Annotated in this window: 12 protein-coding genes and 1 pseudogene; 4 read left to right on the forward strand and 9 right to left on the reverse strand. The window is 60.5% G+C overall.

Annotated features, from left to right (window positions below; genetic code table 11):
• Positions 1-2 precede the first annotated feature (2 nt).
• Both glp and FJ978_RS14495 read left to right on the forward strand, forming a co-directional pair.
• On the forward strand, positions 3-1,208 hold the full coding sequence (glp, locus tag FJ978_RS14490; protein WP_181180400.1) for a gephyrin-like molybdotransferase Glp: 1,206 nt from the start codon (positions 3-5) through the stop codon (positions 1,206-1,208).
• Between the two features lie 30 nt (positions 1,209-1,238).
• Complete coding sequence (locus tag FJ978_RS14495; protein ID WP_140572649.1) at positions 1,239-1,808, forward strand: DUF2478 domain-containing protein; 570 nt, start codon at positions 1,239-1,241, stop codon at positions 1,806-1,808.
• A 174-nt stretch (positions 1,809-1,982) separates the two neighbouring features.
• Here the strand turns inward: FJ978_RS14495 and FJ978_RS14500 are convergent, their stop codons facing one another.
• The 3 genes from FJ978_RS14500 to FJ978_RS14505 all read right to left on the reverse strand — a co-directional run bounded on the left by FJ978_RS14500 (position 1,983) and on the right by FJ978_RS14505 (position 3,989).
• Positions 1,983-2,594, reverse strand: coding sequence for a YitT family protein (locus tag FJ978_RS14500; RefSeq protein ID WP_140572650.1), 612 nt, complete (start codon positions 2,592-2,594; stop codon positions 1,983-1,985).
• 239 nt (positions 2,595-2,833) lie between these two features.
• Positions 2,834-2,998 (reverse strand): hypothetical protein, encoded by a 165-nt coding sequence (locus FJ978_RS32815; RefSeq protein ID WP_181180401.1) that lies wholly within the window; start codon positions 2,996-2,998, stop codon positions 2,834-2,836.
• A 208-nt stretch (positions 2,999-3,206) separates the two neighbouring features.
• Complete coding sequence (locus FJ978_RS14505) at positions 3,207-3,989, reverse strand: hypothetical protein (RefSeq protein WP_140572651.1); 783 nt, start codon at positions 3,987-3,989, stop codon at positions 3,207-3,209.
• A gap of 116 nt (positions 3,990-4,105) precedes the next feature.
• On the opposite strand from FJ978_RS14505, the pseudogene FJ978_RS14510 reads away from it, so the two are divergent.
• Positions 4,106-4,297, forward strand: a pseudogene (locus FJ978_RS14510) (TIGR02391 family protein); the annotation flags it as partial.
• 21 nt (positions 4,298-4,318) lie between these two features.
• Here the strand turns inward: FJ978_RS14510 and FJ978_RS14515 are convergent.
• Positions 4,319-6,490, reverse strand: a complete 2,172-nt coding sequence (locus tag FJ978_RS14515; protein ID WP_140572652.1) for a hypothetical protein — start codon at positions 6,488-6,490, stop codon at positions 4,319-4,321.
• 196 nt (positions 6,491-6,686) lie between these two features.
• Here FJ978_RS14515 and FJ978_RS14520 point away from each other — a divergent pair, with 196 nt between their 5' ends.
• Positions 6,687-7,433, forward strand: coding sequence for a hypothetical protein (locus FJ978_RS14520; RefSeq protein ID WP_140572653.1), 747 nt, complete (start codon positions 6,687-6,689; stop codon positions 7,431-7,433).
• A 201-nt stretch (positions 7,434-7,634) separates the two neighbouring features.
• Here FJ978_RS14520 and FJ978_RS14525 read toward each other — a convergent pair whose 3' ends face one another.
• From FJ978_RS14525 to FJ978_RS14545, 5 genes are all read right to left on the reverse strand, one after another.
• Positions 7,635-8,309 carry a GntR family transcriptional regulator gene (locus FJ978_RS14525; protein ID WP_140572654.1) on the reverse strand — a complete coding sequence of 225 codons (675 nt, stop codon included), beginning with the start codon at positions 8,307-8,309 and terminating at the stop codon, positions 7,635-7,637.
• A gap of 335 nt (positions 8,310-8,644) precedes the next feature.
• Positions 8,645-9,841 (reverse strand): mandelate racemase/muconate lactonizing enzyme family protein, encoded by a 1,197-nt coding sequence (locus FJ978_RS14530; RefSeq protein ID WP_140572655.1) that lies wholly within the window; start codon positions 9,839-9,841, stop codon positions 8,645-8,647.
• A gap of 8 nt (positions 9,842-9,849) precedes the next feature.
• Positions 9,850-10,176 (reverse strand): NIPSNAP family protein, encoded by a 327-nt coding sequence (locus tag FJ978_RS14535; RefSeq protein ID WP_023767759.1) that lies wholly within the window; start codon positions 10,174-10,176, stop codon positions 9,850-9,852.
• Between the two features lie 45 nt (positions 10,177-10,221).
• Entirely contained in the window at positions 10,222-11,580 is a 1,359-nt protein-coding gene (locus tag FJ978_RS14540; RefSeq protein ID WP_140572656.1) for a mandelate racemase/muconate lactonizing enzyme family protein, read from the reverse strand.
• A 60-nt stretch (positions 11,581-11,640) separates the two neighbouring features.
• Entirely contained in the window at positions 11,641-12,807 is a 1,167-nt protein-coding gene (locus FJ978_RS14545; RefSeq protein WP_140572657.1) for a mandelate racemase/muconate lactonizing enzyme family protein, read from the reverse strand.
• Positions 12,808-12,844: the final 37 nt, after the last annotated feature.

Raw genomic sequence — 12,844 nt, forward strand, 5'->3', positions numbered from 1 at the left:
TAATGTCGTTTGAAACGGCTCGAGCCGTCGCCGTCGCACTTGCTGAACCGCTCAACAGGCGGGAAGACGTGCCGTTGGCGCATGCGGTCGGACGCATCCTGGCAGCGACGATCAAAGCTCCGTGTGCCCTTCCGCCATTCGATCAGGCGGCGATGGATGGATATGCCTGTCGCCTGTCGGGCAAGAAGGGCGTGTCTTTGGTTCTGCCTGTTGCTGGGCGCACGTGCGCTGGCGACAAACCGAACGTGCTGGCACCGGGGACAGCCCATCGTGTTATGACTGGTGCGGCATTGCCAGGCGGCGCGGACACAGTCGTTATGCAGGAGCATGCAACCCGCAGGGGCGATATCGTGCAAATCGGGCTCGACATCGAAGCCGGTGCCCACATTCGACGGGTTGGCGAGGACGTAAAGAAGGGCACGACTATCCTTCGGCCAGGCCGCGTAATCGGCTGGACAGAAGTTGCGCTGCTAAGCGCGCTCGGCATTGCGACGGTTTCGGTTGCCCGTCCCCTGCGGATCGTGGTGCTCGCGACCGGTAGCGAGCTCTGCGATGCAGGCGAACCGCTTCCACCTGGCGCCATTTACGACAGCAACGGCCCCATGCTTGGCGCGCTGTTGTCGGCGCCGAACACGCATGTCACGTCCCTAACCGTTCGTGACGACCTGGCTGCCATTACACACGCGCTCGAAAGCATCGCGGGAACGGCCGACCTTATCATCGTCACCGCCGGTATGTCGGTCGGCGAAGAAGATCATGTGCGCGATGCCGTGGTACGTGCCGGGGGCGGCCTCGACATTGTCAAGGTGGCGATGAAGCCCGGCAAGCCGCTGGCGTTCGGCACGCTTGCAGGCGCGTATTTCATAGGCCTGCCCGGCAACCCGCAAGCCGCAGCGTTCGGCGCGCTCGCCTTCGTGCGCCCGATGATAAAAGCCCTTCTCGGTCAAGCTCCAGCGAACCGCGTCACGGCCGAAACAAACTTCACGCATCCCCGCAGGCCGGATCGCACGGAACTGCTGCCGGTCCGCTTGAACGTCGAGCAGGGTCGCTTGACCGCACACCGCAGCGGGCCGGATGGCTCGCACAGAATGATGCCGTTGATATTCGCGGATGCCGTTGCCGTTGTGCCTGGAGCATCAACGCCTGTCGAAGTTGGCACACCCCTCGAAGTGCTTCCGTTTGACCAGCTGTGGTTCGACGTTAACTGACGCAAATTGTTACGGGAAGGAAACTCTCGCATGCAGACCGGCCGCCTTGGTTATCCAATCACAGCGATCGTTTATTCAGACGGTCCCAAGTTCGAAGCTTTCTTGCAGGAATTCACCGCTGCCAGGGCTAAGCAAGGCATGCGATTGGCCGGCCTCATCCAGCGTAGTGAGCCCAAGCCAGGTCGCCTGAAATGCGATATGTATCTTCGGAACCTCGCCACAGGTGAGCTTCACGCGATATCAGATGATCGAGGTCCTCAAGCACGGGGCTGCGTTTTGAATACCGATCGGCTGCTCCGCGCCTGCACGGCGGCCGAAGCGCAGTTGTCAAGCCAAACCGCCTTGCTGGTCCTCTGCAAATTCGGAAAGACCGAGGTCGAAGGCGGCGGTTTTAGATCGCTGATCGCCAGGGCGCTCGAGCTATCCGTTCCCGTCCTGATCGGTGTTCCCCTCATCAACTTATTGCCGTTCCGCGAATTCTCAGAGGGGCTCGCACGAGAAATGGACCTGTCCGAGATCGTATCCAATCCGCTTACGGCAGGGGATCGTCTGCTGTCGTATTGGTCGCCCGTCAGCGAAACGATGACAGAGGTTGCGTGAATTCCGCGTCATCGGATAGTCCCATTGCCTACCGCTTCCGTCCGACGGGAATGCGGTGCTTCGGTCGGGACTTGACGCCAAGCGAGGGCCTCACGCTGGCTTGTGCCAAACACGAACTCCATGACGTCGGTTTGGCCGAGTCGTTCGCTAGTTCGCGGTCTGCCCCTCCAAGCCTTATGTGACGCCCAGATAGCGATCAGGCTTGTGATTGATGGCAATGATCATGTTGACGATCGCTGCGCCAAGGATCGACAGCACCAGATGATCGGGCGTCAGGACGAACAAGGCGGCGCCGAGGATTCCGAGATCAACGGCAAGCTGGAAGTAGCCAGCCCTAATCCCCAAGGTCTCCTGGAGAAAGATGGCCAGGATATTGATGCCGCCAAGACCAGTACGGTGGCGAAAGAGAATCAAAAGGCCCGTCCCGCACAGGCCACCGCCCACCACGGCTGCGTAGGTGGGGTCTAGTAGGGAAAACTCGACCCAGCGCGCCGATAATCGTGACAGCAAGGAAACGAGGCTGATGGCGACAAACGTCCGGACTGTGAAACGCCAGCCCATTCGCTTTATCGCGAGATAGTAGAAGGGCAGGTTGATAAGAGAAAATGCTACCCAGAACTGCATGCCGGTGGCGTATTGCAGTAGAAGGGCCATTCCGGCCATTCCGCCGACCAGAAGCGTCGCCTTAGCGTAGATCACCGTGCCGAGTGCGACGAAGAGCGTCCCCAGGAACAATGCCAACGCATCCTCATGGAGGCCGTGTCTATCGTGCTCTCGGTGTTCCATTGCCAGCCTCGCTTGCGGACAGGAGCGGTTTTCCAAATCTGTGCTGAAGAATTGGACCTACTGTTCCTGCGCCCATGTCGAAACGATCGTGGCCATCTGTACCGACAAATGGCGTGCGATCTTTGCGCGGGCGCAAACCAGATCACGCGGAGCCCAGCTATGCGCAGGAACTTGCATCACCGGAACATGCAGCCACACCAGGGCACATGACGGCAACAGTTTGGAGACATCCGGCGAACCTATGCGTGGACACGGCAGTTCAACCGGCAATAGACCGAACTTCCCGACAGAAAGGACGCGCTTGGCCTCCTGGTGGCGTTCTTGGCGTCGGCCTTGAGCTTACGCTTGGCATAGAGCGCCGCGATCTCGGCCGCCGTCGCGAAATCCTCACTACTGTCCCGCATCTAATACTGCTTGCCGCGGGGATGAGCCACCTGCCATCCCCCGGTCCCGGTTCGTACGCCGGAAAGCTCGTGGGCGGCGGGGCCGGAGGCGCGTCGTCTAGCGCGCGCTTCGCGGCGTGTTACCATTCGGGTCAGCGCTCGAGGGGTTTTTAAGAGGCTCTCCCAGCGCCTGAACACCTCGTCTTGATGCACAAGGCAGTAGCTGCCGTTATTGTCCCGGCCGAACCTGGTCATACCCCTCTAGACCTCTTTTCATCTCAGTTTCCTCCGGCGTTCCCTCGGTGACCCAGCCCGCCGCGGGCTTGTCGCCGCGCACCGTGAAGCCGGGCACCCATTGCCGCTGCGGTTTGCCGTCCGGCCCGATGGACCACCGGACCACGTCCGGCCACTTCTTCGGTTTCGGCCCCTCACCGGTCAGCGGGATCGGTGCCTTTTGCGCGCGAGGACGTGGCATGAGGCCACCGTGTTTAGGCGGAGCTGGCTTGCGCAGCATTGAGAATCTCCTTTCGTGAATGTCCTTGAGAGCCGCGACCTGCTCGGCCGTCGGCTGTATGGACCATGACGGGAGCATCTCGAGCCCGACACGCTCGACGAGATATTCATCGACGGCGGTTACGGCCATGGCGTCGGCTTTCGTCACGAGCCCGCCATGACGCCATTCCAGCCACTCGACGCATAACGCCTCGTCCGGCGGCAGCCTGAACCCTGGGTTGACGTTCTCTTTCCCCGGCATGCACGAGCCGCAGTGCCTGGCCGCATGGGAGGCGCCGAAGGCTGGCTGCGTCGTCTCCAACAGCAGTTCGAGGCCCGCTCCCAGCACGATCCATGTCCGCTGCTCCCGCGTTAGCCACGGGAACTTCCCACGGTCCCAATGGTCGTGGATTGCCCGGACGGCAGCGGTGCGCAGCCTGTCCAACTTCTCGGCTGGGATCTGGCGAGCGCCCCTGGCTTCTGCATTGAAACCGTATTGATAGCTGGTCTGCCGAGCCACGCCGAGCTCGCCGGCGATGCGATGGGAATCCCATCCGCTGCGCTTGAGGCGGTCCCGGACATCGACGAAGTGATCTCGGGCTTTCTGGTGCGAGGCGGTCTTACGCCCTCGCGACCAAGAGCGAGCAGGACGAGCAGAAGGGCTTCGGCAACCTGCTGAAAGGGACGTTCGGCATGTTCCGCAATCCCACGGCACACGAGGCACGGATAAACTGGACGATGTCGAAGGAAGACGCCGAAGACTTGCTGTCGCTTGTTTCGTTGATTCACCGTCGCCTGGACGCTGCCAGCATGCCTCCGCGGAGCTGATTGAAGGCGGTTGGCCTCTCCCTATTCGCCTGAGTCCGGGCGTCGCTTTCGACGTTCGCGCCACGCGCGATCTTCTCTTCGTAGGAGTGACTGTTTATGCCTTGCACGCACGTTCTTAACCGCGCGTCCGACCTTGGCGATATCGGCCCGCAGCCGATCTGGGGAAGCGCCCAAAGTCTCAGCTATGGATTCCGCCGTGGTGTTTTCCCGCATGAATTCGCGAGAAACCACCGCCATCTCGGGTCCAACGGGAAATATGCTGCGGTGGATATCGATGTGGTTACCCACGATTTCCAATTGGAATGGATTGTCCAGAGCCCGGATGAAATGAACCGGCGTAGGCTGATCCCCGTGCCATAAATCGTAGAGAGCGGATCGATGCAGCAAAGTCACATCATCGCCAACGTGGTGTGCCGTCTTTGCGTGCACATACCTTTCTTGGAAGAATCTAGTAACAGCAGACCAGTCTGTGAAGTAGACGCCATCCTGCATCCCTGGCAACGAAAAAGGCAGCGAATTCAGTATGCAAGGGGTGACCTCCTTGTTCGCAACCTCAGGGCCAAATTCCTCGGTTAGGATATCCGGATATTGCCGAAGGGCACCTGCGAGGCGCCGGAGCTGGCGCGCGTTGGAGCGGTTTTCGAGTGCGAAGTAATATGCCTGTACGGGGTTTCGGCCCGAGAGGCTGCGATTCTTACACTCAAACAGAAAAACACGGTCGCCCCAGACAAGGACGGCATCGAATTCATATACCTCTCCCTGGCGTTTGACCTTAAAGCCCCGGCAATCCATTCCGCGATCAGTGAAAAACTTGCGTACGCTGGTCTCGAAAGCGGCTCCCTTGCGTGACAGCTGCTCGCGCAGTCTGGAGAGGTTTGAGAGGACAACGCTGACAATATGGGTGGCGAGAACGGCCGGAGCGAAGAGAATAAGCTTGCCGCTGGAGGTCGTTACCAGCGGACAGTCATACATGTCACGGCTGGTCCGTCCCAAGGACACATGCCCGAGAAAGATCCGTGTCGCCTCCGCAGAGAGCCCCACCTGCTGCAATCTGGCGGACAGCTCGGCCTCTTCGATAAGGATTACGCCAGCAGGGCTACTGTCGAAGCGCTCCTCCGCCAGGCCTTTCAGGAATGCGTAGCCACGCAGCCATTCGACCAAGCGGAGTTTGCCCGGCCGAGCAAGATCCTCGACCACCGCGTAGCCTAATATTGCGGACAACGATACGGCCGAATGAGCCTCCTCGGCCGACACGTAAGCATCTGGAAGCAGAGGAGCAGGGCCGGCGATGCCGCGTAATCCCTGACGCATTCGCGTTTCAAAGGACATCTCCAGGAATGTCTGCACCAGACGGTCCTGCAGCCGTTCGTTGGCGATGAAATCCCACAGCCACGTTTCCGTCGGGCCTGTGTCGATTACGCGCTGAATATTGTCGGGCAGCCCCTTTGGACGGGCCTCGCCCGTCAGTTCGGTCCACTCCGTCTCTAGAAATCTGCGGTGTTCCTCCGTGCGTTCCCACCGACCCCAGCAGATACCAAGGACTTCGGTGGAGCCCGCCTTGTAGATGGTTTCCTCATCCGCAGGTTCGAAATCTGGCACGACGAGCAGGCCATTCTTGTCGAACCAATCGTTGGTATACCCTTCCATCAACAGGGTGCTGGTCAGAGTCTTGACGATCGCGTCGGAGGCTGCATCAGGCGAAAAGTCGTTGCCATCGTCGTCCTTCAGGAGAACGCCTGCCATGGCCTCAAGGGTTTCTCCCTGGCGTATGGCTGCAGCGGCGCGCTTATTTACGTCCTTATACTGAGCGTTTGCGCGCTGTAGGTAGGCGGCTACCCTAACGTCTGGCAGCAACTTCGATACCTCAGCGCGAGCGAGCAATGTGAGAATGCCACGATAGCCATCCTCGATCGTCCGAAACGTCGCGCGGACGCTCTCAAAGCAAGACAGCGCGTCGTCTCCCAAGCGTTCCTTGAGATATGCGGCCAGTCCGTCGAGCAGCTGGTCTCGTAGCTTCTCGCGTTTCGGGTCTGGATATCTGAGAACTAACCGCCCGCATCGCCTTACGTGGCCCAGCAGTTCACCGGCGAGCGCTTTATCGAACTCGATCGCGTCCAGGTGAGTCTTAAGCTTTTGCCACGACAAGTCGTCGAGGGCGTCTTTGATCTCGCCTTCGCTAAGTTGCTTTTCCATGTGACTTATCTGCGGCTTGAATGCGCCGGAGTCCTTTTCAACCAAATGGGCTGCAATCTCTGAGCGCAGATCTGGTGTTTTCGCAAGGGCACGTGCGACATTCAGTTGAGAACTCTACACGGCTCACCGTGAAAATTATTCGTTTAGCTACTGAATGAGCCGATTAGAGTGCCCAGCGGGCTCTTGGGAAACTGTCATGATCATCGACCAGAAGCATCCCATCTCTTGGTCCCTCGTCGAGCGCGGCGCCCACGGCCGGAAAGTGATGACGGATCCCGCAATCACAAAACCATTCCTCTATCACATGCTGGAATGGCGTTACGCCAAGCTGATTTTCGAAACTAACAAACTGCGGCTCTCGCCCGTTCGAAGTTGGCGGGACCCCTATGAGCGGTGGTGGTGCGATCGTCTGTTCAATCGCCCCGGTCCCTTGGACGGATTTCAACCGTACGGCTCATGTTGGACCACAGGTGCACATGACGAACCGCGTTGGCGGATGGCAGGCTTTGGTCCCGACAAGGAAACTCCTATTGTCCGAATCCGCTGTCGGGTGGACGTGATGGTGAACGCGGCCAAAAGCCTCATCGAGAACAGCGCCGGTTCCGCTTTTCTGGGCCGCGTCCAGTATCGTGGCGAGAGAACTCTTGTTCGTCTGGCTCAGTCGGTCGCAGAAGGATCGAAGAAAGAAGTTACCCGGATGGCCGCGACCATGCTGTTGCAAAAGCGGCGTGCCTTCAAGTTCGAAGACGAGGTGAGACTCCTTTGGCTGGACAAGCAGGCACCGAGAGAGGGTGTCTATGTCGACATCGAGGCGAAGACGTTCATCAATCAAGTGATGATTACACCTCACGCAAGCTCCGCTGAAACGGCGAACATCAAACGAGAGATGAAGCCTTTTGGCGTGCCTTGCCTCGCATCTGGTGTGTTGAAGTCGCCGCGTTAGGCCGGTCCGCGAATCCTTGTGCCTCAGGCAGTTCGGTCCCATTTATATCGGGGTCGAAACCGGGATTTTAACGCATGGGCGGATGCTATGGTGAGGTACGCGGAAGTTCGAAGATTGAGACCTATCTCAAATATGTCCATCAGGTCGAACGCTCCGATAACCGAGCGCTTCCGACTTGGTGCACCCGCCGGGCGGGCCGCCTCAACCGAGTAGGTCGGCCGCGACTTCGAGCGTGTTGCGGAACGACGTCTCGATATGGTGTTCCATCGCTTGCGCTGCCCCCTCGGCGTCATGGCGCTTGAGCGCGTCGAGGATGGCCTCGTGCTGCTCGATCGTCTGTTCGCCATAGCCGGGCTTGGGAATGGCGAGGTAACGGCCGCGATCCATCTGCGCCTTGGAGATGTCGACGGCGCGCCAGATCATCGGCAGGCCGCAGATCTCGGCGATGGTGCGGTGGAAGACATCGTCGAGTTGTATCGCGGTGGCATATCGGCCGCGCGATATGGCAAGCCGATGCGCCGCCATATTGTCTTCAAGCAGTTCGGCCGATGCCGATGTCAGCTTGACGGCCGCGCGCCGCGCGCTCTCCATCTCCAGCGCCCGACGGATGACATAGGCTTCTTCCAGGTCGGCGCGGCTGATCGGCGCGACATAGGTGCCGGTCTGCGCCAGGATCTTGACGAGACCCTCGTCGCTGATGCGCTTGACGGCTTCCCGCACCGGAGTGCGTGAGACGCCGAGGGCTTCGGCGATCGCCACCTCGTTGATCACTTCCCCCGGCTTCATCTGCCCGACGACGATCAGGTTGCGGATCTTCTGATAGATCTGATCGCGGAGCGGGAGAGCCCGATTGAGGGTCGAAGGATCCAGGTCCATGGCAAATCCGTGGCTTCGTTCACCGGAAATGATCAGATTATACTAGAATGTAAATCGCGCTGCATCCAATGCGAGCCGTGGTTCGTCGACGATGGAAGGGGTTGCGCAGTCGCAATAGTCGCTATCCGCAGTGAGGAATTCGACCCGCAAGGGAAGGCTTGCACCGAGCCGCATGCCGATAGGCGAGCACTCCGGCCGAAGGCGGAGCGCGCTCAGCCGGGCCGGCCTTCTCCGTCTTCCGCGGCGACTTGCGTGATTTGGCTGCTTAGCCGGGTCTGGCGGATCCAGGATGCTGCCGACGAGGATCGCATCCGCGAGGTCCGCGCTGCGGGCATTCAATCAAAGAACCCGGCGTCCTCTTCCTTGAGGTATTTCTTCGCGCCCGCGGCATCGATGTCGAGGCCCAATCCGGGGGCCTCGAGCAGGTCGATCATCGAGTCCTTCACGATCTGCGTCGGCAGGCCAACAACGATATCCTCCCACCAGGGGTCGGAGGCGCTGGGATATTCGAAGGCGATGTAGTTGGCGGGCAGTGTGGCGCAGACGTTGATCAGCGCGCCGAGGCCCAGCAGACCGTTTGCCGTGCCATGCGGCGCCATCATGATCGAATGCATGTAAGCATGCTCGGCCACCCATTTGAGCTCGGCAATGCCGCCGATATCGGCGGGGTCCGGGCCGATGACGCGGACCGCCTGTGTTTCAATCAGTTCCTTGAAATTATGACGCAGGTAGATCTGCTCTCCCGTGTGGATGGGGGTGGAAGTGGATGTCGTGAGTTCGCGATAGGCCTGCGGATTGACCCATGGCACGTAGTCGCCCGTCAGCATGTCCTCGAGCCACATCAGATTGTATTTCTCCACCGCCTGCGCGAAGCGGATTGCGTCCGGCAGGAACCAGCCGGGGCCGCAATCCAGCGCCAGCGAGACCTTGTCGCCGAGCACCTCCTTCATGGCGATGACGCATTCGACCATGTGCGCCATGCCGCGCTCGCTGATCTGCCCCTGGTCCATTGCGCCGTGATAGGTCGGCGGTTGGCGCACGCCATAGTGGAAGTCGGGCACGCTGGTCTTCATGTTGGAGTGGAAGGAGATGCCTTGCTTGACCATGAAGAAGTTTTCCGGCCGCTCCATCATCCATTTGACGTCGGCCGCGTAGTCTTCGGGTCGGTCGCCCGTTCGCTTCTTGCGGATCGAACCATTGTAGACCCGCACCTTGTCGCGCACCTTACCGCCGAGCAGCTTGTAGACCGGAACGCCTGCCGCCTTGCCGGCGATGTCCCAGAGCGCGTGCTCGATGGCGCTGACGGCGGCGCCGTAGGGCTTGAACGAACCGCGCTGGCGGATCTTCAGCATGCAGCGTTCGACATCGGTCGGGTCTTCACCAATCAGCGCCTCACGAAAATGCAGGACCCAGGGTTTGAGATAGGGCTTGGTGTACTCTGCCTCGCCCAGGCCATAGAGGCCTTCATCGGTCACGATGCGGACGATGGGATGTTTGCCGATGACGGCGCACCGGAGATCGGTGATCTTCATGACGTCCTCTATTTCACCGACGAGAAGGCGGTTGGCGCGAGAAACTGGCTGGAAATATTGGCCAGGATCGGGCCATCGCGCTCGGACTCGTCGCGGACCTTGAGCCATGCCGGATCGGTGGTGAAGGCCTTCCATTTCACTTCGCGCTCGGCAAGGGATTCCCAGGCGACGAAATAGGTCAGTCGATTGCTGCTTTCGCCGACCACCGTGGTGAAGAAGCCGGCCTGGCGGATGCCGTGCTTATCCCACAGCGCCAAGGTATGGTCGTTGAAACGCTTGAGCAGCGCCGGCAGCTGGCCCGGCAGGCAGTCGTAAATGCGAAGTTCGTAGATCATGGTCGATCCTTGTGTTCACCTCTCCCTCCTGGAAGAGGTGTAGAGTCAGCTCCAGGTCCGATCCCAGGAATATTCGTCATCCCAGTGATCGGTCGGCTGCCAGATGCCTTTGACGCCTTCCTGCAGGTGCTGGCTGATGACTTCGTCGACCACGTCGTCGATGCCCAGCCCCGGTTTGTCCGGCACGGCGATGAACCCGTCCTTGACCAGCGGCTTGGGCAAGCCCGTGACGATATCGTCCCACCAGTCCACTTCGACGCTGTGATATTCGAGCGCCATGAAGTTTTCCGTCGCCACCGCGACATGCGCGGCGGCCATCGCGGCGATCGGGCTTTCCGCCATGTGGATGGCCATCGCGACGCCATGGTCCTGCGCCGCGTCGCCGATCTTCTTGGTCTCGAGGATGCCGCCCGAGGTCAGCAGGTCCGGATGGATGACCGAGATGCCCGCCTTGAGCAGCGGCTCGAAGCCTTCCTTGAGGTAGATATCCTCGCCCGTGCAGATCGGCACCGAAGTCGCCTGCTGCAGCTGCCGATACTGCTCGGTGTACTGCCAGGGGATCACGTCCTCGAGCCAGGCTGGGGCGTATTTCTCGATCCGCCGGGCGAGACGGATGCCGTCCTGCAGCGAGATGTGGCCGACATGGTCGATGGCGAGCGGGATTTCGTAGCCGATCACCTCGCGGACCTCGTGGATATATCGGTCGAGCAAGTCGATGCCCTTTTCGGTGAAATGGAGGCCGGTGAAGGGATGCGGCACGTTCTGCGCGTCATAGGCGGCGTTGCGCGCCCGGCGCTCGTCCAGCGTGCGTGCCCGGCCGCGAGCGGCATGCCCGCGGAAACCCTCGAGCACGCCGGCCGGCGCGACTACCGCGCCTGGGATGTGGGAGATCTGCGTCAGCCCGAGGTCCATCTTGAGGAAGGTGAAACCGAGATCCATCCGCGCCTTGAGCCGCTTGCCGGTCTCGGTGCCACTGGGCTTCTCCGCGTCTGTATCGCAATAGACACGCACCTTGTCGCGGAACCGTCCCCCGAGCATCTGGTAGATCGGCACGCCATAGGCCTTGCCGGCAAGGTCCCAAAGCGCGATCTCGACCGCCGAGACACCGCCACCCTGCCGCCCGTGGCCGCCAAATTGCTTGATGCGGCGGAACAAACGGTCGATGTCGCAGGGGTTCTCGCCCAGCAGCCGGCTCTTGAGCATCAGCGCATAGGTCGCGCTGGCGCCGTCGCGCACTTCGCCCAGGCCGACAATGCCCTGATTGGTGTAGATCTTGATGAGCGCGGAAGTGAACGGCGCGCCGACGATCTCGGCGACGCGCAGGTCGGTGATGCGCAGGTCGGAGGGTTTGGAGTTCGTGTTGACCCGATTGAGAGCCTCGCCGGCTCCGTCCGTCTTTGGCATGACTTGTCCTCGTTCTGGTCGGGGCTTGTCGCCCCAAACGCTGGCAGGCATGGAGCCTTGCTAGCTCAGCTCAATCTCATGGGCCTGCAGATAGTCGCGGTTCATCTCGACACCGAGACCAGGCTTCGCCGTCAGCTTGAGGCTGCCGTTCGAAACGTCGAGCGGTCTGTCGATGAGATGATCGTATTTGCCCAGGTTCCACTCCGACGTTTCGAGCTTGTAGAAATTGGGAACGGTCATCATCACCTGCGCTCCCGCAACCACGTTGATCGGGCCCGCGGCGTCATGTGGCGAGACCGGGATGTAGTAGGCCTCGCAGAGGGCTGAAATCTTCTTGAGCTCGGTAATACCGCCGGTCCAGGTGACGTCCGGCATGATGTAGTCGGCGAGCCTGTTCTCGAGAACCGGCACGAAATCCCATTTCGTGTGGCCGCGCTCGCCCCACGAGATAGCCGCACTGACCTTCTCACGCACCTGCTTGAGGGCGTTCAGGCTCTCGGGCGGACAAGGCTCCTCGAACCAGTCGATCTGGCCGGCTTCCTCGAGGCTCCGGCAGAGGCGAATGGCGGTGGGGACATCGAAGCGGCCATGCGCATCGATGAGGATGTCGACGTCAGGGCCTGCCGTTTCGCGGATGAGCGCCGTAAGTTCGGCCGCTTCGCGCTCGTCCTTGCGGGTCATGCTGCCGTCGAGATAGCCGTCCCGCTGTTCACGCGCCAAGCCATCGGCGGTGCGACCTTGGTGGGGGAAAGGATCGAACTTGAGCCCGGTATGTCCGGATTCGACGATGTCCAAGATTTCGCGGACCACAGTCTCCTTGCTCGTGAACTTGGCCTGGTTGGGATGGGTATAAAGCGCGATTTCATCACGCACCGGCCCGCCCAGCAACTCGTAGATCGGTTTGCCCAAGACTTTGCCCCGGATGTCCCATAGCGCTATGTCGATGGCGCTCACGCATTCGACGGCGGCGCCGCGGCTTCCCATGTAAGTGAAGCTGCGGAAAATCTTGTGCCAGAGATGCTCGATACGCGCTGGATCCTCACCTGTCATGGCGACACCGATCTGCCGCAGGATCGTGCAAAGAGCGCGGTTGGCGAGCCTAGTCGTGGTGGTGATTTCTCCCCAGCCGCTTACCCCTTCGTCGGTAGTCACCTCGACGAACAGGTACTCTCCCCAATAGGAAGCATCGGACTTGACCAGCCACGGCCGAACGCTGGTGATTTTCATCTCAACTCCCTTTGTCTGAAATGTCGGGGCACGGCGT

Origin of the sequence: Mesorhizobium sp. B1-1-7, assembly GCF_006442705.1 — a bacterium.
Taxonomy (GTDB): Bacteria; Pseudomonadota; Alphaproteobacteria; order Rhizobiales; family Rhizobiaceae; genus Mesorhizobium; species Mesorhizobium opportunistum.